This window comes from Chryseobacterium formosense (assembly GCF_900116415.1).
Classification (GTDB): domain Bacteria; phylum Bacteroidota; class Bacteroidia; order Flavobacteriales; family Weeksellaceae; genus Chryseobacterium; species Chryseobacterium formosense.
In genome coordinates, this window is sequence record NZ_FPAP01000001.1 from 324,238 (window position 1) to 350,373 (window position 26,136).

General features: G+C 36.3%; 29 protein-coding genes. 11 read left to right on the forward strand and 18 right to left on the reverse strand.

The window, feature by feature from the left end:
• Positions 1–9 precede the first annotated feature (9 nt).
• Both BM371_RS01455 and BM371_RS01460 read left to right on the forward strand, forming a co-directional pair.
• Complete coding sequence (locus BM371_RS01455; protein ID WP_034674984.1) at positions 10–918, forward strand: helix-turn-helix domain-containing protein; 909 nt, start codon at positions 10–12, stop codon at positions 916–918.
• Between the two features lie 82 nt (positions 919–1,000).
• Positions 1,001–1,747: a glucose 1-dehydrogenase gene (locus tag BM371_RS01460; RefSeq protein WP_034674987.1), complete on the forward strand. Its 747-nt coding sequence runs from the start codon at positions 1,001–1,003 to the stop codon at positions 1,745–1,747.
• 427 nt (positions 1,748–2,174) lie between these two features.
• Here BM371_RS01460 and BM371_RS01465 read toward each other — a convergent pair whose 3' ends face one another.
• The 18 genes from BM371_RS01465 to BM371_RS01555 form a co-directional block, all read right to left on the reverse strand.
• Positions 2,175–2,999 (reverse strand): alpha/beta fold hydrolase, encoded by an 825-nt coding sequence (locus tag BM371_RS01465; protein ID WP_034674989.1) that lies wholly within the window; start codon positions 2,997–2,999, stop codon positions 2,175–2,177.
• 362 nt (positions 3,000–3,361) lie between these two features.
• Positions 3,362–3,880: a DsbA family protein gene (locus tag BM371_RS01470; RefSeq protein WP_034674992.1), complete on the reverse strand. Its 519-nt coding sequence runs from the start codon at positions 3,878–3,880 to the stop codon at positions 3,362–3,364.
• 3 nt (positions 3,881–3,883) lie between these two features.
• Positions 3,884–4,345 carry a redoxin domain-containing protein gene (locus BM371_RS01475; protein WP_034674995.1) on the reverse strand — a complete coding sequence of 154 codons (462 nt, stop codon included), beginning with the start codon at positions 4,343–4,345 and terminating at the stop codon, positions 3,884–3,886.
• 4 nt (positions 4,346–4,349) lie between these two features.
• Positions 4,350–5,051: a YoaK family protein gene (locus tag BM371_RS01480; protein ID WP_034674998.1), complete on the reverse strand. Its 702-nt coding sequence runs from the start codon at positions 5,049–5,051 to the stop codon at positions 4,350–4,352.
• A 25-nt stretch (positions 5,052–5,076) separates the two neighbouring features.
• Complete coding sequence (locus BM371_RS01485) at positions 5,077–6,123, reverse strand: cupin domain-containing protein (RefSeq protein WP_034675001.1); 1,047 nt, start codon at positions 6,121–6,123, stop codon at positions 5,077–5,079.
• A 299-nt stretch (positions 6,124–6,422) separates the two neighbouring features.
• Positions 6,423–7,391, reverse strand: coding sequence for an NAD(P)H-quinone oxidoreductase (locus BM371_RS01490; RefSeq protein WP_034675004.1), 969 nt, complete (start codon positions 7,389–7,391; stop codon positions 6,423–6,425).
• A 27-nt stretch (positions 7,392–7,418) separates the two neighbouring features.
• On the reverse strand, positions 7,419–7,862 hold the full coding sequence (locus BM371_RS01495) for a lipocalin-like domain-containing protein (RefSeq protein WP_034675005.1): 444 nt from the start codon (positions 7,860–7,862) through the stop codon (positions 7,419–7,421).
• 51 nt (positions 7,863–7,913) lie between these two features.
• The gene (locus BM371_RS01500) at positions 7,914–8,471 is read right to left on the reverse strand and encodes a hypothetical protein (RefSeq protein WP_034675008.1); all 558 of its coding nucleotides are present in this window, start codon (positions 8,469–8,471) and stop codon (positions 7,914–7,916) included.
• A 561-nt stretch (positions 8,472–9,032) separates the two neighbouring features.
• Positions 9,033–9,584, reverse strand: coding sequence for a putative antibiotic biosynthesis monooxygenase (locus BM371_RS01505; RefSeq protein WP_034675011.1), 552 nt, complete (start codon positions 9,582–9,584; stop codon positions 9,033–9,035).
• Between the two features lie 23 nt (positions 9,585–9,607).
• Positions 9,608–11,821 carry a hybrid sensor histidine kinase/response regulator gene (locus BM371_RS01510; protein ID WP_034675013.1) on the reverse strand — a complete coding sequence of 738 codons (2,214 nt, stop codon included), beginning with the start codon at positions 11,819–11,821 and terminating at the stop codon, positions 9,608–9,610.
• Between the two features lie 262 nt (positions 11,822–12,083).
• On the reverse strand, positions 12,084–12,779 hold the full coding sequence (locus tag BM371_RS01515) for a LytR/AlgR family response regulator transcription factor (RefSeq protein ID WP_034675016.1): 696 nt from the start codon (positions 12,777–12,779) through the stop codon (positions 12,084–12,086).
• 54 nt (positions 12,780–12,833) lie between these two features.
• Positions 12,834–13,310 carry a Dps family protein gene (locus BM371_RS01520; protein WP_034675018.1) on the reverse strand — a complete coding sequence of 159 codons (477 nt, stop codon included), beginning with the start codon at positions 13,308–13,310 and terminating at the stop codon, positions 12,834–12,836.
• Between the two features lie 1,066 nt (positions 13,311–14,376).
• Positions 14,377–15,348, reverse strand: coding sequence for an alpha/beta fold hydrolase (locus tag BM371_RS01530; RefSeq protein WP_228376721.1), 972 nt, complete (start codon positions 15,346–15,348; stop codon positions 14,377–14,379).
• A gap of 58 nt (positions 15,349–15,406) precedes the next feature.
• Positions 15,407–15,967, reverse strand: a complete 561-nt coding sequence (locus BM371_RS01535; RefSeq protein WP_034675022.1) for a TetR/AcrR family transcriptional regulator — start codon at positions 15,965–15,967, stop codon at positions 15,407–15,409.
• Between the two features lie 175 nt (positions 15,968–16,142).
• Entirely contained in the window at positions 16,143–16,472 is a 330-nt protein-coding gene (locus BM371_RS01540; RefSeq protein WP_034675024.1) for a nuclear transport factor 2 family protein, read from the reverse strand.
• Between the two features lie 24 nt (positions 16,473–16,496).
• Positions 16,497–17,465, reverse strand: a complete 969-nt coding sequence (locus tag BM371_RS01545) for a zinc-dependent alcohol dehydrogenase family protein (RefSeq protein WP_034675027.1) — start codon at positions 17,463–17,465, stop codon at positions 16,497–16,499.
• A 265-nt stretch (positions 17,466–17,730) separates the two neighbouring features.
• Positions 17,731–18,036 carry an ArsR/SmtB family transcription factor gene (locus tag BM371_RS01550; RefSeq protein WP_034675028.1) on the reverse strand — a complete coding sequence of 102 codons (306 nt, stop codon included), beginning with the start codon at positions 18,034–18,036 and terminating at the stop codon, positions 17,731–17,733.
• Between the two features lie 108 nt (positions 18,037–18,144).
• Positions 18,145–18,492: a winged helix-turn-helix transcriptional regulator gene (locus tag BM371_RS01555; RefSeq protein WP_051882699.1), complete on the reverse strand. Its 348-nt coding sequence runs from the start codon at positions 18,490–18,492 to the stop codon at positions 18,145–18,147.
• 302 nt (positions 18,493–18,794) lie between these two features.
• Between BM371_RS01555 and BM371_RS01560 the strand changes: the two genes are divergently transcribed.
• From BM371_RS01560 to BM371_RS01600, 9 genes are all read left to right on the forward strand, one after another.
• A complete protein-coding gene (locus BM371_RS01560) occupies positions 18,795–19,808 on the forward strand; it encodes a zinc-binding alcohol dehydrogenase family protein (RefSeq protein WP_034675029.1) in 1,014 nt (337 codons plus the stop codon).
• A 148-nt stretch (positions 19,809–19,956) separates the two neighbouring features.
• Positions 19,957–20,829 (forward strand): helix-turn-helix domain-containing protein, encoded by an 873-nt coding sequence (locus BM371_RS01565; protein WP_051882701.1) that lies wholly within the window; start codon positions 19,957–19,959, stop codon positions 20,827–20,829.
• A gap of 129 nt (positions 20,830–20,958) precedes the next feature.
• Positions 20,959–21,903 (forward strand): aldo/keto reductase, encoded by a 945-nt coding sequence (locus tag BM371_RS01570; protein WP_051882823.1) that lies wholly within the window; start codon positions 20,959–20,961, stop codon positions 21,901–21,903.
• A 222-nt stretch (positions 21,904–22,125) separates the two neighbouring features.
• Positions 22,126–22,701 carry a Crp/Fnr family transcriptional regulator gene (locus BM371_RS01575; protein ID WP_034675030.1) on the forward strand — a complete coding sequence of 192 codons (576 nt, stop codon included), beginning with the start codon at positions 22,126–22,128 and terminating at the stop codon, positions 22,699–22,701.
• A gap of 320 nt (positions 22,702–23,021) precedes the next feature.
• Positions 23,022–23,675, forward strand: coding sequence for a hydrolase (locus BM371_RS01580; protein WP_034675031.1), 654 nt, complete (start codon positions 23,022–23,024; stop codon positions 23,673–23,675).
• 116 nt (positions 23,676–23,791) lie between these two features.
• Positions 23,792–24,148: a nuclear transport factor 2 family protein gene (locus BM371_RS01585; protein WP_034675032.1), complete on the forward strand. Its 357-nt coding sequence runs from the start codon at positions 23,792–23,794 to the stop codon at positions 24,146–24,148.
• A 10-nt stretch (positions 24,149–24,158) separates the two neighbouring features.
• Positions 24,159–24,527 (forward strand): nuclear transport factor 2 family protein, encoded by a 369-nt coding sequence (locus BM371_RS01590; RefSeq protein WP_034677221.1) that lies wholly within the window; start codon positions 24,159–24,161, stop codon positions 24,525–24,527.
• Between the two features lie 12 nt (positions 24,528–24,539).
• Positions 24,540–24,872, forward strand: a complete 333-nt coding sequence (locus BM371_RS01595) for a MoaF-related domain-containing protein (RefSeq protein ID WP_034675033.1) — start codon at positions 24,540–24,542, stop codon at positions 24,870–24,872.
• Between the two features lie 23 nt (positions 24,873–24,895).
• On the forward strand, positions 24,896–26,083 hold the full coding sequence (locus BM371_RS01600; protein WP_034675035.1) for an amino acid ABC transporter substrate-binding protein: 1,188 nt from the start codon (positions 24,896–24,898) through the stop codon (positions 26,081–26,083).
• Positions 26,084–26,136 lie beyond the last annotated feature (53 nt).

The following is a 26,136-nucleotide window of genomic DNA, read 5'->3' on the forward strand; positions in this document are numbered from 1 at the left end:
CTTAAATCAATGAAAAGGAAGGATGAAATTAAGCAATATACTATCAGGAATATCATCAACTATAGAAAGCTCGATTGGAGTATTTCAGATGATTTCCTGTATCTTACGGATGTACCCGAAATCTTCGAGCCTTTTGAAATGAAACCGCATTATTTCGCCTATGGAATTATCAATTCCGGAAGTATCAAAATCGAAGTAGATTACCAGAAATTTCTGATAGATGAGCGTTCATTACTAATCTATCGTCCTGAACAAAATGTAAAAGTTATTAAGATAGAAGCTGGTACAAAAGGAATGTTTGTATTGTTTACGAAAAAGTTTATGGATTATCTTTTTGAGAGTTTTTTTTCTATTGCGCCCAATTCTTTTCTGAAAAACAAATTCGGGTCACAGGTCGTTCTTTCCCCAGAAGACCACTCAAAAATGAATACTTTGTTTACACGTACACTGGATTTTTTAATTGCTTCGGAGGCAGACAACGAAAGGTGGATTTATTCTGCTAAAAGTATGCTTCTGGCACTGATTAACGAAAGTGATTTTTTGGTAAACAGGTACATCGAAAACAGAAACATCATTCATCAACCTCGTGAGGAAGAGATAGGATACAACTTCAAAAAATTGGTCTCAAAGCACTACTTAACCTTTAGAAATATTGAATTTTATGCTCAAGAGCTAAACATCACAACCAATTATCTGCACAAAATTGTAAAAAGTCAGTTTCATCAGACTCCTGCAGAAATCATCAATTTGGCGCTCCTGTCTGAGTGTAAAGTGCGTTTGTCAGATTCCAGCGAGTCAATAAGTCAAATCGCAGATTATCTTCAGTTCACCAATCTTCAATCGTTCAGCCGTTATTTTAAAAAGCAGACTGGCGAGACGCCCACTTCGTTCCGGAAATATAATTTGATAAATCCATAAAATGATAAAGTTTGTCCAACTTCGGGTAAGCAATAGGAGATAATCAATCGCTAATTTTATTTTATAATTACATTCAATTAGTATGGAACGATTAAAAGGAAAGATAGCCATTGTTACTGGTGCATCCCAAGGAATGGGAGAGTCGCACGCAAGAAAATTTATTGCAGAAGGAGCCAAGGTGATACTTACGGATCTCAATGAAGAAAAGGGAAAAAAGATAGCTGATGAATTAGGTGAAAATGCTTTGTTTATAAAGCACGATGTTTCGGATGTAGAGCAATGGAAAGATGTTGTAGCGAAAGGTGAAGAAAAGTTTGGACCGATCAATGTTTTGGTCAACAACGCAGGAATTCTAGGTCCAATAAAAACGGTAACCGAAATTTCGGAAGAGGAATATCTGAAGGTAGTCGAAATCAATCAAAATGCTGTTTTCTATGGAATGAAATACACGATACCGTCTATGCAGAAAGCTGGTGTAGGTTCCATCGTGAATATTTCCTCAGTTGCCGGAATTGTCGCAATCCCGGGATATCCAAGCTTGGCTTACACAGGCAGTAAATTTGCCGTCAGAGGTCTTACAAAGGCAGCAGCGGTAGAATATGGTAAAGAAAACATCAGAGCCAATTCAGTGCATCCAGGATACATTAAAACCCCAATGATGGTGGAAGCCACTGGCGAAGACGGAAGCGGAGCAGCAGATGTTACGCCTCTGGGCAGAATGGCAGATGCAAGTGAAGTTAGTGACCTGGTAGTGTTTTTAGCATCTGATGAATCATCGTTTCTTACAGGAACGGAGCAGGTAATAGACGGCGGGATGAGCATCCAATAGTTAATCATTCGCTGGTTAGCATTAAATTTGTTTTTAATAGCGTCACTTTAAGGAAAGCGGCGCTATTTATTTTTATGGACTCAGGTGAATTTTAAAATATTTTTTATAGGTAATCCTTGAGCGATTGTGAATAGACTTGATTATAGAGTTTAAAAATATTATTCTAACTTACTCTGGCATAACAAACAAAAAAAATGGCTTCATTTAGATTAAAAATGGAGCCATTTGGGCGTTTTTGAACATAAAAGGGCTCTATTCAAACCAATTATTGATATTGATAAAATTCTAAATCAGATAGAAAGTTATAATCTGATATTTATAATGATTTATAACATTTGAAAAAAGTTGAGTTTTAGATATTCCTCTTAATTAACTATTCATCATCTTTTATGATCTATAATTGACTTATCAACACCCGATTATACTGTCACAGCATCTCAATAAACTCCAAAAGGTCTTTATTAATTGTAGCTGCTTCCGTAGTTGGCATTCCGTGAGGGAAACCAGGATACGTTTTTATCGTTCCGTTTTTCAGCAATTTGATTGATTTCAAAGCCGCATTTTGATAAGGCACGATCTGGTCATCTTCACCGTGAAGCACCAAAATCGGAATGTCAACATTTTTCAAATCATCCCTGAAATCAGTCTCTGAAAAAGCCTTGATTCCGTCGTAATGAGCCACGATTCCGCCCATCATTCCTTGTCTCCACCAGTTTCTCTGGACGCCTTCTTTTACGTCCGCACCTTCTCTGTTATAGCCATAGAAAGGGAAAGTTAAATCGATGTAAAACTGCTGTCTGTTGTTTAAAGTCTGGTCTCTGATGCCATCAAAAACCGACATCGGCACACCATCAGGATTTTCATCACTTGCTACCATAATTGGCGGAACTGCACTGATTAAAACTGCTTTTTTCGCTCTTCCGTTTGCATATTTATTAACATAACGGATTACTTCGCCACCGCCAGTTGAGTGACCAATGTGAACTACATCTTTCAGGTCAAGAAATTCTACCAATTCCGCTGCGTCGGAAGCATATTGCTCAATCGTGTGATTGTAAATATCCTGGCTGGAACGGCCGTGACCTCTTCTGTCGTGCGTCACCACTCTATACCCTCTTTGCAGGAAGAAAATTACCTGTGCATCCCAATCGTCTGATGATAAAGGCCATCCGTGGTGAAACATCAAAACTGGTCCTTCGCCTTGGTCTTTGTAAAAAATCTCTGTTCCATCTTTTAATTTTAGTGTGCTCATAATTTTAATTTTTTAATGTTGTGATTAATTTATTTTAATATTTTGTTGTCTAATTCTTTAGCAAATGTAGGATGCTTCAATTCGTTTCTCGTTAATCTAATTTAATTTCGTGCATTTTTGATGATTTTTATTTTTTTTGGCAGCTTTATCCGCCTTCCGTTCCCGCTTTTTTTGTCATTGCGAACAAAGTGAAGCAATCAGTTGAACGATTCAGTAATCGCAATGACAAAAAAGAGCTCCACTCAAGTCGGGCTGCGGTTTCAGTGTAAAACAAGTTTCAACCTCAAAAGAGAACTTAAGTGTTCTTCTTTACATTATGAAAGAAACTTAAAATTACTTAAGTGTCAAAAATCTTTTGTGGTTTAACTCTCCGTATTCTCCCTCAAAAGCTTAATCAAATCTTCCGCGCCACCATCGAATTTCTTTCCATTCACAAAGAAAGAAGGCGTTCCGTTCACGCCACTCATAATTCCGCTTTCAAAATCTGAATCAACCTTATCTGCCAATTCTGTATTTTCCAAATCTTTTTCAAATTGAGGAATGTTCAGTTTTAATTGTTCGGCCAGTTTCATCAGTAAGTTCTCATTCAAATCTCTCTGATTTTCATAAATCGCATCGTGCATTTCCCAGAATTTCCCCTGAAGATTGGCTGCTTCTGCTGCGATGGCCGCCGGTCTAGCGTACTGATGCATCTCAGACAATGGAAAGTTTCTGAAAACAAATTTGATTTGACTTCCAAATTCTTTCATCAATTCTTTCAGAACCGGATAAGCGGCGCCACAGTATGGACATTGATAATCGCCGTATTCTACAATCACAAGGTCAGCGTCTACATTGCCTTGTGCGTGGTCAGCTTGGCTGACGTTTGGTTTTAGTGACATAATTTATTTTGTGTTAAGGGTTTCTAAAGCGTCTAAAATTCCGTCTGCACCAGGATTGATGGCTGTTGGTGACAAATAGCTCCATTCGATGATTCCATCTTTGTTGATGACAAACAAAGCGCGTTTACATTCACCTTCTTCCTCATCATAAACACCATATTTTTTAGTAATTTCTCCTTTAGCTTCAAAGTCTGCGAGTAAAGGGAAGTGTAAATTTCTGGATTGTGCAAATGCCAGATGACACCATTTGCTGTCCACAGAAATTCCGAAAATCTCTGCATCGTATTTCTTAAAAAACTTCAAAGTTTCATTATACAAAGCCATTTGGTCGCTGCAAACCGGACTCCAGTCGGCGGGATAAAAAGCGAGAATGACATTTTTTCCTTTGAATTCTGAGAGTGTAATTTTCTGGTCTGGCGTTGCATACAAAGTGAAATCTGGGGCAACATCATTTTTCTGTAACATAATATTAGTTTTTAGTGTTAATTTTTGAAATCAATATCCCGCAAATCATTAGTAATAATGCAGGAATCATTAAAGTCCATTTTCCAAAATAATCGAGTAGGAAAGGAGCGATAAACGCACCGGATAAAAATCCTATCCACAAAAGCAAAAGATGAACGGCGTTGGATTTATACTCTTCTTTTTCATCTTTATCTTTGGTCATATTCAGCATTGCGGTATTTCTTGCCAAACTGTTCAAAGTTCCTGTCACGAAATCCGTATTTACTTTTTGGTTTCCAACAGAAGTCACAATCGTGTTCATCATTCCCATTGAAAATCCGACGACTGCAATGGATAACAGATTATTGATATCATAAAAATAATCAATAATTGAATAGAAAATGACAATTCCGGAAACAAGATAAAAAGTTAATATTTGGTTTTTAATCCGCTTCCATAATGAAAGGCAGGTTCCGGCATAAATTCCTATTAGAAAACAACTTATGACTGTAATTGATGTAATAATGATTCCATATTTTCCTGTTGAAAGTGCCGCTCCCAGTGAAGTTGTATTTCCACTCATAAAAGAGACATAAGTTTTCCACTGAATCAATCCTGTTGCATCGATGTAGCCTGCAATCAGTGCTAAAAATATCGCCAATCTCTCTTGCATCTTAATCGAATCAGATGAAATGGTGGGGTTTGTTTTGATGACAGAATTATCCATTCTTCAGAGAGATTGAGTTATAATTTTATTTCTTAGGCTGAATAAAAACTTTCTCAGCCGGGAATTTTTCGATTTCGCCATCTTTCAAACCAAAATTAGTAATGACAACATCTTTTGGATTTCCCGCCAGCCACTCGCTCAAATCAATCGATTCATATTTTCCGCTGTTGAAGCCAATCAGAATTCTGCAAACGGTATCGCCTGTATTTTTGATGTAATGTCCGGCTCCCATTGGAACATAACCAACATCTCCTGCACTGAACTGCTCTGTAACACAAGTGGATTCTGCCAAGAAAACCGACATTTCGGCCTGTCCTGAAATAAAATATTGCCATTCGTCCGCATTCGGATGCCAGTGCATTTCTCTCAGCGCGCCCGGCTGCAATTCCAAAATAGAACCCGAAATTGTACTGCTGATAGGGAATTCTTTACTCGTTACCAATCTTTGCAAACCTCCGCCTGGAACAATTCTTGGCTGTTGAGAATGCAAAGGATAACGGTGAAAACTTGTCAGTTCGATATCAGATTCATTCGGGCGAGCTTCAGCAATGAAAGACATCTCGTCAGGAACAATTCCCGCTGCGAAGTAGGCTTCTTTTTGAGGTAAAGCAGCGACTTCTTCTAAAGTTAAATTTAAATTCTGAGCGACAATTTCAGGTGGTACAGACGAAACGAAATCAGTTACGCTGAATGTATGGTCTTCCGAAAAATTACCGTTATCAAAAATCAAAATAAAATGACATTCCTCCGTTCCTGTCGCCTGAATCGAGTGACCGTAACCTTTTGGAAAATACCAAACATCACCAGGTTCAAAATTATCAGTATAACTGTGTCCATCGGGATGAATAATCGTGGTACGAACCGTTCCCGAAATCACATAAGCCCATTCCGCCGCGTTGGCGTGCCAGTGTAACTCTCGCATACTTCCCGGTTGCAGTCTCATCGAAACTCCTGCAATGCCTAAAGAAGCAGGGAAATCTTTTACAGATGCACCTCTTGTCGTTCCACCGTCATTGGTTCTTGGTTCTTTTTTCTCAAGTTCGTATTTGAAACTTAATGATGCAGTATTCATAATGATAAGTTTTTTTGATTAATAATAGTTTGTCTTTATTTCTACTGTAAAGCTACTTCGGAATCATACGGTTTTGAAGTGGTTTTCGATGAATGGGCAAAATGAGTCGGTGGGAATTTGAAAGAAGTAGTTGGTCTCTTAAGAGTATAGAGAATAGACTAAAGATAAAAGACTTTCGATTCGAATTCTATTAATTAGAAGAATTTTAATTACGTTTATTTAACAAATAAAAAATCCTTCACAATTTGGATTGGGAAGGATTAAAATTAGGTTTGGATTTTAATTACTTATATATTGCTTTATCTCACAAGAATAATCTTTCCTGTATGTGAACCGTCTTCAAGCAATCGGTGCGCTTCCGCAGCTTCCGAAAAAGGAAATGTTTTAAAAATAACCGGTTTGAACTTCTTTGATTCAATTAAAGGCCAGACATTCTTTTGGATTTCTTTGGCCAATTGTTTTTTGAATTCATATTCACGGCTTCTCAAGGTACTTCCTGTGACGGTCAGGCGTTTGGTCATCACTTTCCAAATATCTAAATCGACACGACTGCCGCTTACCGCATTGATGTGAACCAATCTGCCTTCAGGCTTTAGAATGTTGATATTTTTGGCCAAATAATCACCGCCAATCATATCGAGAATGACATCGACACCTTCGTTTTGTAATTCAGTTTCAAAATTTTGGGTTTTATAATTGATGTAAGAATCTGCGCCGAGTTCAAGACAATTCTGACCTTTTTCATCAGAACCAACAGTGACAATTACTTGTGAACCCAAAGCGTGCGCAATCTGAATTCCCGTGATTCCAATCCCGCTGTTTCCACCGTGAATTAAAAAGGCTTCTCCCGCTTTTAATTTGCCTCTCTGAAAAACATTAGACCAAACCGTAAAAACCGTTTCCGGTAAACTCGCCGCCTCAGCAAAACTTAAATCTCCCGGAATGGGTAAACATTGACCTTCTCTCACAGCAACATATTCTGCGTAACCGCCGCCTGCAAGAAGTGCACAAACTCTTTCTCCAACGGTGAAATCTACAACATCAGGTCCACATTTTACAATAGTTCCTGCAACTTCCAATCCTGGAATGTCTGCAACAACACCTTCAGGAGCAGGATAATTACCTTCACGCTGGAATACATCCGGACGGTTGATTCCCGCGGCTTTCACTTCGATTAAGACTTCGTCTCCGGATATTTCAGGAGTTGGGTAATCCTGTAATTTCAACACTTCAGGAGCACCATATTTTGTGATAACTATTGCTTTCATTTTTTTAATTTTAATATCAGACTAATTTCAAACTCTTTTCCAGGTCAGTTTGTGAGTCACCAATTGGGAATTGCTGGTGAATGGTTTCTCACTTTCAAGGTGCAGAAAACCATCTTTAAAGATAACGATTCTATTCTGCATTTGCCCCGTCCAGTTGGGAAAAAGCGAGATGTACATCGTGTGGCTCACCAACTGTTTTTCCTCATCCGTTTTGAATGGTCCTGAATACGCAAGATAGGTCGAGCCTTCCTGTGTATATTCTTCAGGAGTGGCATTGGTCCAATGTTCCTGATGAAAGTTTTCCCGGTGCGTATCCATAATTTGTGCCGACATATAACCGTCAGGATTGTAAATAATCAGTCCTTTCGGATTGTCGCCCATCGGATGCGTGATTTCTCCGCCGTTTACAGGAACTTCGATAAGTTCTACTAAAGTCCAAGTTCCTAATAGTTTTTCAAAAAGTGTTTCCATAACTTTAAAATAAAATGAGCGTACCGAAATACGCCCATTATGTTTTTTGAATTAGAAAGGTTGATTGTATTTTCCGGTCAACGCTTTGTTTTCTATACTTTTTGCAAAGTTGGGCGTTTCTTCGTGGTTGTGGGCATCAGAAGCGGCTTGTCTGGAAGCGGCTGCATCAGCAAGATTCACGTTGTGTTCTTTCAGATATTCGAACATTTCGGGAGTGGCTGTTGCGTGAATTTCGTTAGTGTACAAAGTCGTGTTGTCATCAATTTTTGTGGCTTTCAGTTCCCATAAAACCTGAACTTTGGTACGGCCGCCTTTAGTGATGGAATCTGAGATAGATAACATTCTGCAGTAATCCGGACGGTGCTCTACCGCTACATAATGCTGAACCATCAAAGCATCTCCGATAGTTTCTACGTTCAAAGAAACCGGTTTGCCGTCAAAAGTGGTAGAAATAGCCGCTCCGATGTGCTGCGTTGAGCATCTTTGATATTCTGCATCAGGAAGATTTAATAACCAATCTGCGATGTTAACTTTTTCGATTGGGGCATTAATAATCGCTGTAACTGTAGAGTGAGACAATGCGTTTTCTGGTGTTTGTAGAATTTCCATAATGTTTTAATTTTAAGTGTTTAAATTATTTATTTGATTAATTTGATAGTGTAAAGCTACTATCCAATGATTTCAAAATCAATTGAGATTCGATGAACAGGCAGAAAGTGTCGTTTGAAATTTGAAATAGAAAGTTGTTTCGTTACAAAACCCTCGATTTGCGACCTATGTAAAAGTTGTTTTGTTTCCCGCAGACCGTTGGAGACTTCCGCCAAAGTTGTTTGGTTACAAAACACTTGATTTGTGACCAAAGTAAAAGTCATTTGGTTACAAAACTGTCGTTTTGAGACTTCCGCCAAAGTTGTGCAGGTTGCAAAACGGTAGTCGTGAGCAATGGTAAAGTTGTTTTGCTTTAAACAAGCTGGTTTGGAGAAAAACAAAATGTGTTTTAATTTAAACAATTTGTTTTGAGGAAAAACAAATTGAGTTTTAGTTTAAACGGATTGTTTAAAGAAAATACAAGTTGTGTTTTCGTCTAAATGGGTTGTTTGAAAAAGCATTAAAATAAAAAAATCCATCCCTGTTTTGTTTGAGACGGATTTTATATAAAATCGAAAATTCTTATTTATAAAGCCACTTCCTAATCAGCTTCGTATAATTCGGCATCACCACATAAATCACCAGAAAAACCAGACATCCTGAACTGACCAATGTATCAAAGTATCGACTGGCAGGAATATTTATTAATCGTAAGGAGGGCAATAACAGCAATTGCATCAACAAGGATAAAGGATAAATAGCAGACCAGGTCGCTAAATATTGTTTCCAACGAACCGGAACTTTGTTGTCTGTTTTTTCACCGTAAAAAAGAAAATCGAGACCGGATTTGATTTCGTAATTGTCTTCTTTTGTGAATAACGGATGCGCCTTGTCTATCAATTTTCTTCTGGTATCAGATTCCATCCAGTTTCGGAGATTTTCAATCGTATCAAAACGAATGATGACGGTGTAAACAAACGTCAGATTCGAAATCGGGCGAACGATTTGCCAGTCGATAAAACCTTTTGCACTCTTGGAAACCAGAAGAATTTCGTCCAGCCATTTTTCATATTCAGCCTGTTTTCCGTCGAGAACGTGATGGGTAATGACTACGGATGCGCCTTGGGTTTCCATAATGAAATTGGTTTTTAATTTATTTAATTATCGATGGTTTGCATAAATAATTTAGCTTCGGAAAAAGATTTCAGCAAAATATCTTTTACCTTTTCCAAAGCTGTTTTTGATGCCGGATTTTCTTCGGTTGTTAATTCTAAAATATCTAAATTTTTCTCTAATAGAGGAAGTAAACCCATTATCGCAACACTCGATTTCAAATCGTGGGCTCTTAATTTCAGCAATCTAAAATCTTTATTTTCGTAAGCCAGTTTCAGTTCCTGCAAATGAGTCGGGACATTATCTAAAAACTGTTGCGTTACGGTTCTCTCAAAATCTTTGTCGCCATTGCTGATAGATTTCAAATAACTAAGGTCGATGAACTCGTAATTATAAGTGATTTCTTCAGTTTTTGCTTCGGTTTTTTCGTTTTCTTTTAATCCGAAATTGGAGATTAATTTGAATAACTCTTCCTCTGTAATAGGTTTAGAAATGTATTCGTTCATTCCACGGCTCATACATCTTTCGCGTTCGCCGGCCAAAGCGTGTGCGGTCATTGCGATGATGGGCGTGTTCAGTTTAAGTTCTTCACGGATGGTCTGCGTGGCAACGTAACCGTCCATTTGTGGCATTTGGATGTCCATTAAAACCAAATCACAGTCATTGTTTCTGAGAAATTCTACCGCTTCCAGGCCGTTGTTTGCGGTATCAAAATCGATGTTCCATTGTGAGAGAAGATGTTTCATCAGACTTTGGTTGATAGCGTTGTCATCCACGATTAATACTCTCAAAGGCGCATTTGTTTTATCTTTAAAATAATCGGTATCAATTTTAGGAATTACATTCAGCTGTTCTTTCGCAATTGTATAAGGAATGTAAAAATGAAAAGTCGTGCCTTTTCCCTGTTCACTGATGACTTCGATATCGCCGTTCTGCAAATGAATCAGGCTTTTCACAATCGATAAACCGAGTCCGGTTCCACCATAATTTCGGGTTGTCGAATCTTCGCCCTGATTGAATCTTTCAAAGACTTCAATGAGTTTTTCTTTATCAATTCCGATTCCGGTATCAGAAACTTTAAAGCCGACAATGACTTCGTTTTCGGTCTGCTGTTTATTGTAAATTTCGATGTTAATGTTTCCCTGATGTGTAAATTTTATTGCATTTCCGATGAGGTTGACAAGAATCTGAGTCAGTCTCGTGGCGTCGCCATTCAAAGTATCTGGAATCGAAGTATCGATTTTGCTGGAAATGGTTAAGCCTTTTTCTTTCGCCCGTTCTACAAAAAATGTTTCTACAGAATTCACCAATCCATTGATGCTGAATATACCTTTGGTAATACGCATCATACCGGCTTCGATTTTTGATAAATCGAGAATATCATTAACAATTGCCATCAGATTCTCTCCTGAGCGCTGAATAGAAGAAACAAATTCTTTCGAAGTTTCGTCCAAAGGTCTTTTCTGTAAAAGGTTGGTAAAGCCTAAAATTCCGCTCAAAGGCGTTCTAATTTCGTGGCTCATATTGGCGAGGAAATTTTCTTTGGTCTGCGCGGCAACTGATGCTTTTTTCTCCGCAACATCCAATTCCTGAATCAACAATCTCTGACGTTTGAACTGACGAAGAATGTGATAACCGACAATAGAACCGCTTAAAATCAAAAGAATCAATAGGGAAATATCATACAATCTCGCTTTTTGTCCCATCTCCTCGGTCTCTTTGCTGAGGTCAACCATATGAAGTTTTCGGCTTTCGTAGATTTTTGCAGTGATTGAAGTGATTTCGTTAGAAATTTTTCTCGCTCTTGGATTGGCAATGGAAGTGTTGTCGTCCATATTTCCAAGGGTATGATAACGGAGCAGTAATTTGTCTTTCGTCGTCTTCTTTTCCATTGCAAGAACGCTCAGTCTTTGTATCCACTTTTCTTCCACATCGTCTGAGTTGTCTTTGGAAAGTGAATCGAGGAAGTTTTCTATCTGACTGATTTTTTGGTCGATGCCTTCGAGGTGAGTGGTGTCGTTGGTGGCAATGGAAGCTCTGATTCTGCTTTCTACGCCGAGAATATCACGGTCGATTTCACGCAAATGATTGCTGGAACGCAACTCGTTCAGAAGTCGGTTGTTATTTTGGATGAGCTCTTTGGTATTTTTAGCCGAATTGATTTGAACCGCTATCAACAGGAGAGAACCCGCAATAAATGTGAGGATAATAAAATAACTGAACCGTCTGTTTCCCATTACTGAGGATATTTTTTTCATAAGTGTCTGTACTTATTTTGAATTGATGAAAACCACTTTGCAATTGATAAAAAAACCACCCCGTCAAAAATTCTTTGAATTTTCGCCACCCCTCCAGAGGAGGGGAATTTTTACGCTCTGATTAGAACGTTGAATCTGTCGCAGCCCGACTTGAGCGGAAATCCTTTTTTGCTTGTTCTCAAGTTCTATTTAATCTGAAATCGTGTGCAAAAAAGATTGGGAGCGGAAGGCGGATTAAGCTGCCCAAATCACTCACAAATAATTAGAAAACATTCATTCTCGTGTTGAGAGCCTTTCGATAAGCATCTGCGACGGGAATGAATTTTCCGTTTATCATAATTCCGCCGTCCTGAAGGGTGTCTATCTTGCCAACCGAAACGATGTAAGAGCGATGAACTCTGATGAAATGGTCTTTCGGGAGACGTTCTTCCGCCGTTTTCATCTTGCCGTGGATGGCGAACATTTTTTCTCTTGTGTAAAACTTCACATAATCGCCCATTGCCTCGGCGTAAAAAATATCGTCAAGCTTCAAACGCCTTGTGATATTGGAATCTCTTACAAAAAGGAACTCATCTTTGGTGACTTCCACCTCTTCTTTTCTGCTTTCCAAAATCGATTGCGCTTTGCTTACCGCTTGTAAAAATCTCGCCGGCATCACGGGTTTCAGGATGTAATCTGCGATATTCAGTTCGAAAGCTTCGAGGGCGTAATCTTTGTTGGATGAGGTGAAAATGATGATAATGTCTTTCCCTGAAAGGTTTTTGGTAAGTTCGATTCCGGTCATTTCCGGCATTTCAATATCCAAAAATATCAAATCTACCTGATTGTTCTGCAAATGGTTGTAAGCCTCAATTGCGTTGGAATATTCATTGACAATCGTCAGATTCGGGACTTGTTTTGCCAAGTGTGCGAGCGTGGTTCTTGCAATATCATTGTCATCAACAATTAAAGCTTTCATAGGGATAGTTTATTATGGTTGACACAAATATAATTATTCCTTTTCTTATTTTGTTTAATTTCTGAAGTATGAACGAATCATCCAGGCCATTTCTTCGTGCGTTTCTATCAGGCTTGTGATGAAGTCGCTGGAACCGTAATCTTTGTATTTGTCTGCGAAAGGTGTGACGTTTCCTCTTAGAAAATCGATGATGCTTTCGTGGTCTTTTAGTAAATCCTTCATATAGCCTAATCCGTCATTGGTTCTGTCGCTGTACTCTGTAAGATGCGTTAATTCAAGATATATTTTCATTGTTGCTGGTGCGTAATGACCGATTTTTCGAAGGCGTTCTGCAACGCTGTCAATCAACTCATCCAACTGTTTGTACTGTTCTTCAAAGAAAATATGATTGGCGTGGAAATTGTCGCCAGTTACGTTCCAGTGGGCGTTTCTTGTTTTGATGTAAAGTACAGTTTCGTCAGCTAAAAGTTTTGCCAATTGTTCTGCAACAGCTTCTGTGTTTTGCTCTGTAAGTCCGATGTTTGTTTTCATAATTTTAAGATTTAAGTGGGAGCGGTATTGCTCTTTTTCTGATGTAAAGTTCAGGATGAATCTTAAAAAAATGATGATTTTTTCGGTGAATGGGCAAAATGAGTCGGTGAATTTAATTTTTAATGAAGTTTTATAATTAATAGAAAATTATATAAAATGTGATTTATTAAATTGGTTACATGTTCAGTATTTTTATCGTTATACATTATGATATCAAAGTTAAACAATCAACAAAAAGGAAAATAGAGTATTAGGACTTGCACCACATCACAGCAATTGTAGACAATCAAAAAGAAATTAGTTTTTTTATCACGTTAAATATCTCCTTCTTTAGAATTGCACAAGATTTTAATGATTTAACAGGAAAAATTTTTCACAGCTTGGGCAGCGTTAACATCAATGGAGAGAACTTTTTTTATAACGAAGTTAAAATCATCAATAAAAGTAAAGTACCTAAAGGAGGCATTTTAGGAATGATGTAAAAAAAATAACTTTTGTTTAAAGAATGAATATTTGAATAAATTTTATTAAAGTTTTATAAAACATTATTCTGGTTTACTCTGGCATAAAAAAACAAAAAAAAACTCCATTAGATTAAAAATGGAGCTTTTTGGCTGTGTGTGACCAAGACGAGCGTATCTTCAAACACTTTTATAAATGATTTGGTTCGATTGAGCCAATTAAACAAGAATTACAAAGCTCAATTTTACCAGGTATTTTTTTAGACTAAACTTTTTTCAATATAATTTTTAGCATTTGAAACAATCGGAGTTGACATTCTTGGTCTTTAGTTTACTTCGATTGTCTTTCACTTCAGATAGAGATTTTATAGTAAGTTTGTTGAAAAATAGAAAAAAGTCTTGAATTTTTGTTTTGAATAAAACACATAATGATAACTTCTGTGCTACTTTAATATTTTAAATTTGGTAGTATTAATTGAATTAAGAAGTGTGTAAAATACCCATTCAATAGCTACATATTTAAATAAAAAATATAAACAAATTGAATTGCAGAACGTTGCAATTTTTGATATATACTTAAAGAAATAGACAAGCTTTTAATACTTTTATTTTTCCAGTTTCTTCATGAAGCTTCGGATTTTTTCAATGATTGCCTCACCTTCTTCTTCCATAGCAAAGTGTCCTGTATCATAAATATTATAGTCGACATTTTTGACATCTTTTTTAAACGCTGCTGCCCCGCTTTCCGGAAAATATACATCATTTTTACCCCAAACAATGAGTAATGGTGGTTGATAATCACGAAGATATTTTTGCCATCTTGGATATAGCTTGACATTATTTTGGTAGTCATACCACAGATCTAGATTTACCTTGTGTGCATTAGGGCGAGACATTCGCAGATAATCTAACTGCCAGGAATCAGGATTTATATTTTCTTTATTTCTGGTGCCGTGCGTGTATTCATTTTTCAAACCTTCAAGAGTAAAAGCTGGTAATAAAACCGATTCTGTTTTCTCATTCCGATCTTTCCATAATTCTCTTATAAGTTTCCATCCTTCACCGAGGCCTTCTTCATAAGCATTTCCGTTTTGTGTTATAATAGCAGTAACTCTTTCCGGATGTTTTGTAGCGATTCTAAATCCAATAGGAGCACCATAATCTTGCATTACTATTGCATAAGAGCTTAATCCTTTTTTTTCTAAAAAATCATCTATGGTATTTGCTAAATTGTTAAAGGTATATTCATATTGATCGGGCGCAGGAAAGTCACTGTCACCAAATCCGGGATAATCCGGAGCAATCAAATAGTAGTCGTCAGATAACTGATCAAGCACTTTTCGGTATTGATGGGATGAAGCAGGATACCCATGTAAGAGTACCAGAGTAGGTTTTTCTGGATTTCCTGCTTCCCGGTAAGCGATATTGATTCCGTTTACCATTAGTTTTCTAAATTTTGTGGTTTTCATATCTGCATCTGTTATAGAATGATTATGTATTTCCGTTGATTTTTTGGATGTTTTATCACATCCCAATAGTAGCATTAATGCAAAAAATAGAATTATTGTGTGTTTCATAATGATAAAATTAAGATTAATTTTACAGAACGTTCGGTAAAATTGATACTGAAATTTTTTATTTAATATATCTTTGTTCAATATTTTTCAATACATTTTCAAAAATGGTCTTGTCATTTAGTATTTTAGAGAGAACCAAACTACCCTGAATGTCTATTAAATTTTGGATAGCCAATTGTTCTGCTTTTTCAGGTGATAAATGAAATGAAAGTCCGATGTTTGTGAATGAGTTAATCCATTGTTGCATGCTTTCTTTGAGATTATTCTCAAAAAGTTGTAAACCTGCGTCCATGGATAGTGCTTTAAATATACACATGTTTTCGCCTCCTTTGTAGAGCAGACTGATTTGTTCCAATCCTGTTTTTAATCGCGTAACTGAATCATTTTTTTCATCCGTTAGTGCAGAAAAAACATGATTTTCAACCCATTGGTCAAGATATAGCAAAACAGATTCTGCCATTTCTTGTTTTCCATTAGGGAATCGATGATAAAGACTGGCTTTTTTCAATCCTGTTTCATCTGAAAGTTCCTTTAAGCTGGCTCCTTCATATCCAAATGCACGAAAAGTCTTGGATAGGCTTTCCATTAAATCATTTTCTGATACTTTCTGTGGTCTCATGCTGCAAAGTTAATAAATAAATTTAATTTTACCAATCGTTCGGTAACTGTTTTATTCTATATTTTAGATATGAACTTTAAATGCAACAATATTTCAACTAATGATAAAAATCCCCGAAAAAATTGAAATCGGGGATTTCTTTTTTAAAAGACTATGTAATAATAGGAAACTTGTCTTAAATAACAAATGACCTTACTTGAATTATTAGTCCATTTTTAAATTTCCAAATATCGCAGTAAGAGTTTTCCTTTTTATTGTCAATATTTTCAAAAACGATCTGACCAAACTCGATGACAGTATCTTTTTCTGCGATATGATCTTCTGTTGTAAAACTTATATCATCATAAGAAGAGCTGATATATTTAAGGATTTCGGTTTTTCCATTAAATATGCTTCCGCCAACATTAATCCATTTGATATCATCAGTGCAATATTCAATAAATTCTCCATAGTTTCCTTCTGACAAAGCTTTGTTCGCCTTTATAAAAATTTCCTCGTTATTCATAATCCACTTTATTTAATACAGGTTTTAATTACCGATCTGTACACCAATCTTTCCACAAAAATCAGGATCACTGTCTCTGAACTCCAACAGGCTGTGTGCCTTACCTATTTCTGCTAATGTGAAAACTTTGTTTAGGACAGGTTTTAATTTCCCAGACTCGATTAGTTTCGTAAGCTCGTCCAATTTGTTTCTGTTCTGTCTTGTAAATACAAAATGGTAAGTCGCATTTTTGCCCCATGCATGAATCAGGTTTTGTGGGATTTCAAGATCAACTAAAGTAACGACTTGCCCCATTTGGTTTAGAATCTTTCCGCTGTCCGAAAGAGTAGTGCCACCAATGGTATCAATTACAACGTCTACGCCTTTACCATTTGTCAGTTCTAAAATAGCATCGATATAATTTTCCTTTTCATAATCAATGGTATGATCTGCCCCCAATTCTTTGAGGAATTCATGGTGAACGCTTCTGGCTGTTGTATAAACAGTTGCACCCATTGCTTTTGCCAATTGAATAGTAGGTATTCCTACACCTCCAGCACCACCATGTATTAAGATAGTTTGATTGATCTTCAATTGTGCTCTCGTGTAAAGCATTTCCCAGGCAGTTCCCGCTGCTAAAGGGAATGTAGCAGCTTCTAAATGACTGATGTTTTTCGGTTTGATACCGATTATGGATTCCTTGGCAACATGATATTCTGCGTAGCTTCCGTATCCATTGAAGATTTCCGGAGTATAGTATACTTCATCACCGACTTTGAAATTTTTGACACCTGTTCCAATTTCTACTATCATGCCTGAAACATCATGCCCTGTGATTACCGGAAGTTGTAACTCACTTTTATAATCTCCTCTGCGAACTTGAAAATCCAAAGGATTCACTGATGTTGCCATTACTTTTACTAGTACTTCATCAACACCCGGTTTTGGGGTTGGAACATCTAATATTTCAAATTTTTCTACTGGGCCGAACTCGTTTAACACTGCTGCTTTCATAATGATTTTATTTATTTGTTATTTATGTATTTACCTATTTAGGTAAAATCTAATTATTGATTAGAATTTTTTATTTATTAATCGTGAATTTATTCTTTCTTGTAGATTCTCCTTTTTTACAATGCATGTTTGAGAAGTTGTGACTTAAAAATTTGAGTTTATCTTCTTTTTACTGAAAAATTTAAATCAACCTGTAATCATAAAACCAAATCTGTTATTGGATTTGCCTAATTAGGTAAATACCTAAATATTATTATAAAAATTTTTATAAATCTTCTTTTATCATTCTCGCTAATTCCTGAATTGCTTTTTCATTTCTCTTATAATACGTCCACTGTCCTTTTCTTGTTCCGATCAGAATTTCGGCATTTGACATTGTTTTTAAATAATCAGAGACCGTAGGAACCGACATTGCGGCTTTCTGTGCTATATCAGATACACAAATCCCTAATTCCGGAGAGTAATTACTTAATTCTTCTTCAGGAAAATGATCGAAAGGATCTTTTAACCATCCAAGAATATTGAGACGGGTCTCATTTGATAATGATTTGATAACTTCCAATAATTTCATACAACTTTTATTTTATTTTACAAATTTAGGTAATTTCCTAAATGCCTACAAATTTTATGATGTGATTTTTAATATAACAGTAATTGACAGTGACTATTATTAAATATTTTATTCTACCGACTGTATATTTTTATTGCTTTTAGCGGTTTTCATACCCCATTCTGAAATTGATTTGAGAATTGGTATCAGAGTTTTACCAAAATCGGTTAATTCATAATCAACTTTTAACGGGGGTTTACTCGTATGAACAGTACGCTTAATTAAACCGTCTGCTTCCATTTCTTTTAATTGCAGGCTTAAAGTACGCTCTGTGATCATAGGACATTCTTTCCTCAATTCATTATAACGCTTCTTTTCAATTAAGTGAATCAGGATTACCGCTTTCCATTTACCGCCTATATATTTCATGGTAAGGCTTGTGGTACAGGGGAATTTTTTGTTATCTATACAATACATCTGCTACTATCATTTTTATCCGTTATTGCAAAGATATAAAACTATACTTGGTTTTGCAACTATAAAAAATATAGTTTAAATTTAAATTAATAAATATGAATTTTTTAGAATTGACAAAAAAAAGGTACGCTACTAAGAAGTATAATGCGGACCATCTACTAATCCTAAGTCTCGTTTACCTTTGGAGAAAATCATCCACTCTATTTAAAATCAATCGTAAGATAAATATGTATATTTGAGAGAAGTGGAAAGTCGTAAACAAAACTTATTAATACAAATTTTCACAAGTAAAAATTAAAAATATGAAAGCAATAGGATTTAAAAAATCGTTGCCCATCAGCGATCCTGAAAGTTTCCTTGAATTTGAAACCAATACACCAAAACCAGCAGGAAAAGAACTTTTGGTAAAAGTAGAAGCTATTTCCGTAAATCCGGTGGATTACAAAATTCGACAGAACAGCCTTAAAGACAAAACCAAGGATGAACCGAAAGTAATTGGTTGGGATGCTGTAGGCATAGTTGAGGAAGTTGGAAATGAAGTTATTTTATTTAAAAAAGGTGACAAAGTTTTCTATGCAGGCGATATCACCAAACCCGGCTCAAATCAAGAGTATCAACTTGTGGATGAAAGAATTGTAGGGTTTGCACCAAAAAACCTTACCATCGAGGAAGCTGCAGCAATGCCGCTTACCTCACTCACCGCATACGAAATCTTATTCGACCGAATGGGATTGTCAAAAGAAAAAGATGCCGGAAAATCCATATTAATCATTGGTGGTGCAGGCGGTGTTGGTTCTATTGCGATTCAAATAGCTAAAATATTGTTGGGACTGACGGTCATCACCACAGCATCCAGACCGGAAACTGTAGAATGGTGTCAGAAAATGGGGGCGGACGTCGTTATTAGCCATACAAATTTAATACAAGAAGTACATGATGCTGGTTTCGAAAATATTGATTTCATTGTAGATTTTGTAGATCTTAATCAATATTGGGATGCACTTGTCACGTTAATCAAGCCACAGGGAAAAATTGCTTCCATTAGTGATCCCGTACATCCGGTGGATCTTCGACAACTCAAAGGAAAGAGTGTAAGTTTTCATTGGGAGCTTATGTTTACGAGAGCTATGTTTCAGACTGATGATATGATTCGTCAACACGAAATTTTAAATATAATTTCCGACTTATTAGATAAAGGCATTCTAAAATCAACCTTAAACAATACCATAAACGGTTTCTCCTCAGAGAACCTCAGAAAAGCACATCAGCAATTAGAATCAGGGAAGACAATCGGGAAATTAGTGATAAAATATTAAAAGAAGTATAATGTTTCAAAAGCGTATCTAAAATAAAGAAATCTTTGTATTCTGGTTTTAGAAAGTATTTTGGTCTTCGATATATGTTACCTCGAATGTTCAATCTAAATCAGATATGTAGATTGTTTGAATTTTGTACTTTTATGCAATGATACTACAGACCGTCTTTCCTGATACTTACATCCAGGCAGCCCTGAAGCATAGGGGATTCAAAGTTGGCAGAAGCAAAGTGCCAAAAAGTGCCGCAAGCACATTTGGTAAAAGGCATTTCTACAAAATTGTTTTAAGTATAGGCAATGTAACTGTTCTTTACGGAGAACATTTACTGAAGCTTAGCGGTGCTTATCTTTTTGTTTCTAATCCGTATGTTCCCTATTCAGTAGAAATAATCTCCGAAGTCCAAACGGGGTATTCTTGTCTTTTTACTGAAGAGTTTATACAGCCAGCGAGATTGGTTGAGAGCTTGCGGAAGTCTGTTCTTTTTGATAGAAGTATGATTCCTTCCTACAGACTTAGCGATGTGCAATGTGAAAGGATAAGTGATTTGTTTGAGAAAATGATTACAGAAGAAACTTCGGGATATGAGAACAAAGATGATATAATGAGGCTATATATATCTATGTTGCTTCACGAGACAATTAAAATGAGACCTAATGATGAGAGGGTATTACCTGTAGATGCGTCTTATAGAATAACAAGACAATTTTTGGAATCGTTAGAAAGTCAATTTCCAGTAGAAAACTTGAACAGATCAATAAATTTGCATACACCACAAGACTTTGCAAACCACTTGGGTATCCATGTGAATTCCCTTAACCGGGCCATAAAAAAAGCAACTGGGAAATCTACCAACATACTAATTGCCAATAGAATCACTACAGAAGCAAAGGCACTTCTAGAACTGACAGATTGGAGTATTTCAGAAATTGCTTATGCCTTGGGATTTGAATATCCGAATTATTTCAGCACATTTATGAAAAAAAATACGGGCGAAACTCCAAGATTTTATCGAAAAAGCTAGATTGATAGTTATACTTTTTGGTTTGAAAAGTGTATAAATACAAACGGGATAGCACCTACCTTTGTTTGGCTGTTGAGAGAATGAAGTTTGCCTCAACGGATGAATAAAATAAATTCAATTGGATATATTATGGAAAAAAGAAAGGTAGGACTTAGTGGTCTGGAAGTATCGGCTATCGGCTTGGGATGTATGAATATGAGCCACGGATATGGCAATATTGTAGGGAGAAAAGATATGATAAAGCTAATACATTACGCTTTAGATAACGGTGTTACTATGTTTGATACAGCAGAAATGTATGGTCCGTTCACCAACGAAGAACTGTTAGGTGATGCTTTAATGAAAAAACATGAACAAGCAATCATAGCTACGAAATTCGGATTTGATTATGATTCAAAAACAAATGAGATAAAAGGATTGAACAGCCATCCAGATCATATAAGAAAAAGCGTTGAGGACTCGTTGAAACGGCTCAAAACCGATCACATCAATTTACTTTACCAGCATAGGGTAGACCCTAATGTGCCGATTGAAGATGTAGCGGGTACTGTCAAAGAGCTTATTGCTGAAGGAAAAGTAGGATATTTCGGGCTTTCTGCTGCCGATGAGGAGACTATCCGCAAAGCTCATGCAGTTCACCCTGTTACGGCATTGCAAAGTGAATATTCTTTATGGAATCGTGATCTGGAGGAAACCATTTTTCCGACATTGCATGAATTAGGTATTGGGTTTGTTGCCTATGGACCTCTAAGTCATGGTCTTCTTACGGGCAAAATTGATGCTGATACAAAGTTCGCAAGCAATGATATCAGAAATCGTTTGCCTCAGTTTTCAGAGGAAAATCGAAAAAAGAATCAATCTGTCTTTTCATTATTTTCTGAGTTTGCAGCAACTAAGGAAGCTACCCCTGCTCAACTGGCCATAGCTTGGATAATTAATAAAAATTCCGAATTTATACCGATCCCTGGGACAACTAAACTTTCTCGATTGGAAGAAAATATAGGTGCTGCACAGATTAAACTCTCACAGAAAGATATTGAAGAAATTGAGCAAATTGTGAAGGTAGAAAAGTAATCTAGATTAAAATCATTTTTCACCTTTGCTGTCTTTCTTCTATGACAGTGTTAACAATCAGCTATGGTAAGGTGTTCTTAGTGTTTCTCCATATAGCAATGATGAGATTTTCAAAATATTTTAGTAATTTTGGAACAGTCGGGTTATAAGCTTAACGTATAATGATGGAATTCGTTGGAAAAAATACAAAAAACAAATCTTAAGAATTTTAACTCAGTAACCATGCATCCGCTATTTCATTATATCAATCAATATGTTTTAATTTCCGAAGAAGATTTTGAGATCTTCAAAAGCCATTTTATTCAGAAAAAATTAAGCAAAAAGCAGTATCTATTGCAGGAAGGAGAGATATGTAAATATTTAGGGTTTATTGTAAAAGGTGCTATGCGTAAATATTATATAGATGAAAAAGGTATTAAGCATACTGTAAATTTATATGTTGAAAATTGGTGGGCAGGAGACAGGGAGAGTTTTGTTATGCTGACTCCAAGTGCTTATAATCTAGACGCATGGGAAGATTGTGAATTACTTCTCATTTCCAGAGAAAGTACCTTAAAATTGCGTAATGAATGTCCTGCTTTCAACGAATTAACATTGAAACTTGATGAACAGAGTACGATTTCTACTCAAAAAAGGATAACTTCTTCCATAAGCCTTACTGCTGAAAAACGCTATGAAGATTTCGTCAATAACTATCCGCATTTTACTCAGCGGTTTCCGCAACATATCATTGCTTCTTATCTTGGTATTACAAAAGATACACTAAGCAGGGTTCGTAAAAAAGCACTTAAAAAATAAGCTGCAAAACTTATAATTGAGTCATTTAATATAAACTCAACAACGTAATCGTAAAGAAGTCATCCAATCACTATCGGATAAAGATAAAATTTAGGTTATATCAAAAAATCTATATTCTATTTCATACTACATCAAACTAAATTCTACGACTCTAAATAATAAAGCTTTAAAATACTTTTCATCCTTTACACCTTATATCTGACAGTTATTATATAGAAAATTCACTATTTATTGCATTTTCTATTTCATAGACATTTGTCTACAATTTTTTCTTTCCATTTGACGCAATTTTGAATTATTAAATTTTAAATCAAAAGAAAATGGAAAAATCACCTAAAATTGGTCTTCAAGGTTTACTTCGCCCGGAAGACAGTATCGTAGTGCTAATCGATCATCAACCGTTTCAGGTTGCTAATTTGCATAGCCATGAACCTACATTGATTATTAACAATACAGTAGGACTTGCGAAAGCTACAAAAATATTCAACGTGCCAACTATTCTTACTACCGTTACGGAAGAACGAGGAGGCTACATCATTAAAGGTCTTCAGGACGTATTCCCGGAACAAAAACCTATTAACAGAACATTCATCAATACGTGGGAAGATCCTGCAGTTACTGATATAGTAAAAGCAAGTGGTCGTAAGCAACTGATATTGGCAGGATTATGGACAGAAGTTTGTGTTGCAATGCCTGCAATTCAAGCATTGGGAGAGGGTTATGACGTGTTTGTTGTTACAGATGCTTGTGGTAGTGTAAGTCCTGAAGCGCATGATATGGCAGTACGTAGAATGGTTCAGGTAGGTATCGTGCCAATCAATTGGTTAGCTGTGGTTTCAGAATGGCAACGTGATTGGGCTCGTCTGGAAACAGCATCTCAATTGGGACCTATTCTGTTCGATCATGGTGGAGGAAGTGGTGTTGCTTTAGCTTGGGAATGGCAGTTACTTGCTACAACACCTCCAGAACAATAATGTAATATCTCCTATAGTTAGTATTTAGCTGAAAGGCTGTTTCATATTTTTCAAACAGTCTTTTAGTTACTTATCGAATGATTTCTTAGATAAAATAATAACAAAAAATTGACCGTATGAATAATAATCTGGTTCTTCTTATGGAAGAAAATTTAGCTTTGGTATGGAATGAAAGAGATGCTTCCAAAAGGATGAAATCCCTAGAGACTATCTATTCGGCTGAAAGCACATTATATCATGTAGGGCATCAGACGACAGGGTATGAGGCTATCAATGAAAGCGTAAGTAATATTCTGACTAATATGCCTGAAGAATTTAGCTTTTTTAAATTAAAGCCAGTTGTAATCAATAACAATGTAGGCAGGCTAATTTGGGGAATGGGTCCGAATAAAGAATCAATTGTTGCTACAGGAATGGATATTGCCATTTTTGAAGATGGAAAAATAAAGTCATTATATGTATTCCTTGATTAAGCTAAAAAAAATGGAAAATAAAGAAATAGTATTAAAAGCAATGAACGAACTGTTTCATGAAAAAGATAGTACAGCCATCGAAAAATATTGGCATGAAAATTATCAACAGCACAACCCATCAATGATTAATGGTCATGAAGGTCTAAGAAATCTATTACCTGTTTTAGATTCAAATTTTAACTGGAAGCCAGGCATCATTGTAGAAGAAAATGATATGGTCATTACACATAGTTTGGTTCACGGTTGGGGATCAACTCCGGTTATCGTAGTTGATATTTTTCGTTTGGAAGATGGGAAAATAGCAGAACATTGGGATGTCGTACAGGAAGAAATTCCGGCGTCAAAATCAGCTAATGGAAATTCAATGACTTCTTTTTAAAAATTGATAGAAATGAAAAATAAATTAACAGGAAACCGATACATAATGGATGTTGGCGAACTGAAAACCGAGCTCTTTTTCGAAACCGATGAATCTATGATTTTTACGGTTATAGAGGGTGGCTCTTTAACAGAAAGTGGCTACTCAGAAAAGGTAAAGATTACAGTAGCCAGAGTTCGTTCCAAAGTATATATGGTTGCATGGAAAGAAAAATCAGGCGCTACGGTAACACATGTTGAAGATCACAAAAACGGGATTATATATAGCAACGCAACGCTGCCTGACGGAAGTTTCTACAACATGAAAGGTACAATACATCCTGTACAGGATTCAGTTACGGAATAGAAAAACAGTAATTTTCGGAAATTATGACAAATTCAAATGAAACAAACAATCCCATTCGCATCGGATACACTCTTTCACTGACGGGGCCTGTAGCCGAAAATACAAAGGCGGTTATGCTCGCACATAGTATTTGGCAAGAAGATATCAATAATAGAGGAGGACTTCTTGGACGTAAAATAGAGTTTGTCTGCTACAATGATAACGGAGAAACTTCGCAAGTAGAAGAAATTTATAAAAAACTTTTGGATGAGGAAAAAGTCGATTTAGTCATCGGCGGTTATGGAACAAATACCATAGCGGCTTCTATGCCTGTTGTTATGGAACGTAATCGTTTTTTGATTGGCCTGATGGGATTAGGTGTTAATCTAAATCTTAAATATCCAAACTATTTTGCGATGATTCCTACTGGTCCTAAACCTAATTCAACTCTTACAGAAGGTTTTTTTGCCCTTGCAGCTTCCCAGAATCCCAAACCGTTAACTGTAGCAGTACTTTCTGCCGATGCCGAATTTTCAAAAAATCCGGTTATAGGCGCCAGAGAAAATGCGGAAAAATATGGTTTTCAGATTGTCTATGAAGAAACTTATCCGCTTTCAACAGAAGATTTTAAACCTTTAATAGAGGAGATAAAAGCAACTAATGCGGACTTATTGTTTATCTGTTCTTATTTAAATGACTCAAAAGGCTTGGTGCGAGCGATTCACAAGAGTGACTATCGACCAAAAATGGTGGGTGGAGCTATGATCGGCCCACAAAGTGCTTCTGTAAAAACTGAGCTTGGCCCACTATTAAATGGATTTGTTAATTATGAATATTGGATGCCGGTTCCAAAAATGAACTTTCCGGGTGTTGCTGATATGTTGGCTAAATATCAAGCTAAAGCCAAAGAAAAAAAGGTAGATGAATTAGGATATTATATGGCTCCTTTAGCATATGCTCAGATGCAGGTTTTGGCGCAAGCTGTTGCTGTTACGGAAAGTCTGAATGATGAGGTTCTTGCAGAATATTGCAGATCGAATACTTTTGAAACGGTAATAGGTAATATTAGCTTCGGTGAAGGAGGTGAGTGGGCAGAGCCACGTGTTGTTCAGGTACAATTTCAAAATATTGAGAATAATGACATTGAGACCTTTAAAGACAGTCGTGTGCAAGTGGTTGTTGAACCTTCGGAATATGCATCTGGCTCGCTGATATATCCATATGCACCATAATTTTAAAGATTTTGAAGATGCATTATTATATTTAAAACCATTAAAAATAAAAG

What these genes read in the sequence shown, in the direction of transcription:
- BM371_RS01455 (WP_034674984.1), top strand. Translation starts at nt 10, where the DNA reads ATGAAAAGGAAGGATGAAATTAAGCAATATACTATCAGGAATATCATC.
- BM371_RS01460 (WP_034674987.1), top strand. Translation starts at nt 1,001, where the DNA reads ATGGAACGATTAAAAGGAAAGATAGCCATTGTTACTGGTGCATCCCAA.
- BM371_RS01465 (WP_034674989.1), bottom strand. Translation starts at nt 2,999, where the DNA reads ATGAGCACACTAAAATTAAAAGATGGAACAGAGATTTTTTACAAAGAC.
- BM371_RS01470 (WP_034674992.1), bottom strand. Translation starts at nt 3,880, where the DNA reads ATGTCACTAAAACCAAACGTCAGCCAAGCTGACCACGCACAAGGCAAT.
- BM371_RS01475 (WP_034674995.1), bottom strand. Translation starts at nt 4,345, where the DNA reads ATGTTACAGAAAAATGATGTTGCCCCAGATTTCACTTTGTATGCAACG.
- BM371_RS01480 (WP_034674998.1), bottom strand. Translation starts at nt 5,051, where the DNA reads ATGGATAATTCTGTCATCAAAACAAACCCCACCATTTCATCTGATTCG.
- BM371_RS01485 (WP_034675001.1), bottom strand. Translation starts at nt 6,123, where the DNA reads ATGAATACTGCATCATTAAGTTTCAAATACGAACTTGAGAAAAAAGAA.
- BM371_RS01490 (WP_034675004.1), bottom strand. Translation starts at nt 7,391, where the DNA reads ATGAAAGCAATAGTTATCACAAAATATGGTGCTCCTGAAGTGTTGAAA.
- BM371_RS01495 (WP_034675005.1), bottom strand. Translation starts at nt 7,862, where the DNA reads ATGGAAACACTTTTTGAAAAACTATTAGGAACTTGGACTTTAGTAGAA.
- BM371_RS01500 (WP_034675008.1), bottom strand. Translation starts at nt 8,471, where the DNA reads ATGGAAATTCTACAAACACCAGAAAACGCATTGTCTCACTCTACAGTT.
- BM371_RS01505 (WP_034675011.1), bottom strand. Translation starts at nt 9,584, where the DNA reads ATGGAAACCCAAGGCGCATCCGTAGTCATTACCCATCACGTTCTCGAC.
- BM371_RS01510 (WP_034675013.1), bottom strand. Translation starts at nt 11,821, where the DNA reads ATGAAAAAAATATCCTCAGTAATGGGAAACAGACGGTTCAGTTATTTT.
- BM371_RS01515 (WP_034675016.1), bottom strand. Translation starts at nt 12,779, where the DNA reads ATGAAAGCTTTAATTGTTGATGACAATGATATTGCAAGAACCACGCTC.
- BM371_RS01520 (WP_034675018.1), bottom strand. Translation starts at nt 13,310, where the DNA reads ATGAAAACAAACATCGGACTTACAGAGCAAAACACAGAAGCTGTTGCA.
- BM371_RS01530 (WP_228376721.1), bottom strand. Translation starts at nt 15,348, where the DNA reads ATGAAACACACAATAATTCTATTTTTTGCATTAATGCTACTATTGGGA.
- BM371_RS01535 (WP_034675022.1), bottom strand. Translation starts at nt 15,967, where the DNA reads ATGAGACCACAGAAAGTATCAGAAAATGATTTAATGGAAAGCCTATCC.
- BM371_RS01540 (WP_034675024.1), bottom strand. Translation starts at nt 16,472, where the DNA reads ATGAATAACGAGGAAATTTTTATAAAGGCGAACAAAGCTTTGTCAGAA.
- BM371_RS01545 (WP_034675027.1), bottom strand. Translation starts at nt 17,465, where the DNA reads ATGAAAGCAGCAGTGTTAAACGAGTTCGGCCCAGTAGAAAAATTTGAA.
- BM371_RS01550 (WP_034675028.1), bottom strand. Translation starts at nt 18,036, where the DNA reads ATGAAATTATTGGAAGTTATCAAATCATTATCAAATGAGACCCGTCTC.
- BM371_RS01555 (WP_051882699.1), bottom strand. Translation starts at nt 18,492, where the DNA reads ATGTATTGTATAGATAACAAAAAATTCCCCTGTACCACAAGCCTTACC.
- BM371_RS01560 (WP_034675029.1), top strand. Translation starts at nt 18,795, where the DNA reads ATGAAAGCAATAGGATTTAAAAAATCGTTGCCCATCAGCGATCCTGAA.
- BM371_RS01565 (WP_051882701.1), top strand. Translation starts at nt 19,957, where the DNA reads ATGATACTACAGACCGTCTTTCCTGATACTTACATCCAGGCAGCCCTG.
- BM371_RS01570 (WP_051882823.1), top strand. Translation starts at nt 20,959, where the DNA reads ATGGAAAAAAGAAAGGTAGGACTTAGTGGTCTGGAAGTATCGGCTATC.
- BM371_RS01575 (WP_034675030.1), top strand. Translation starts at nt 22,126, where the DNA reads ATGCATCCGCTATTTCATTATATCAATCAATATGTTTTAATTTCCGAA.
- BM371_RS01580 (WP_034675031.1), top strand. Translation starts at nt 23,022, where the DNA reads ATGGAAAAATCACCTAAAATTGGTCTTCAAGGTTTACTTCGCCCGGAA.
- BM371_RS01585 (WP_034675032.1), top strand. Translation starts at nt 23,792, where the DNA reads ATGAATAATAATCTGGTTCTTCTTATGGAAGAAAATTTAGCTTTGGTA.
- BM371_RS01590 (WP_034677221.1), top strand. Translation starts at nt 24,159, where the DNA reads ATGGAAAATAAAGAAATAGTATTAAAAGCAATGAACGAACTGTTTCAT.
- BM371_RS01595 (WP_034675033.1), top strand. Translation starts at nt 24,540, where the DNA reads ATGAAAAATAAATTAACAGGAAACCGATACATAATGGATGTTGGCGAA.
- BM371_RS01600 (WP_034675035.1), top strand. Translation starts at nt 24,896, where the DNA reads ATGACAAATTCAAATGAAACAAACAATCCCATTCGCATCGGATACACT.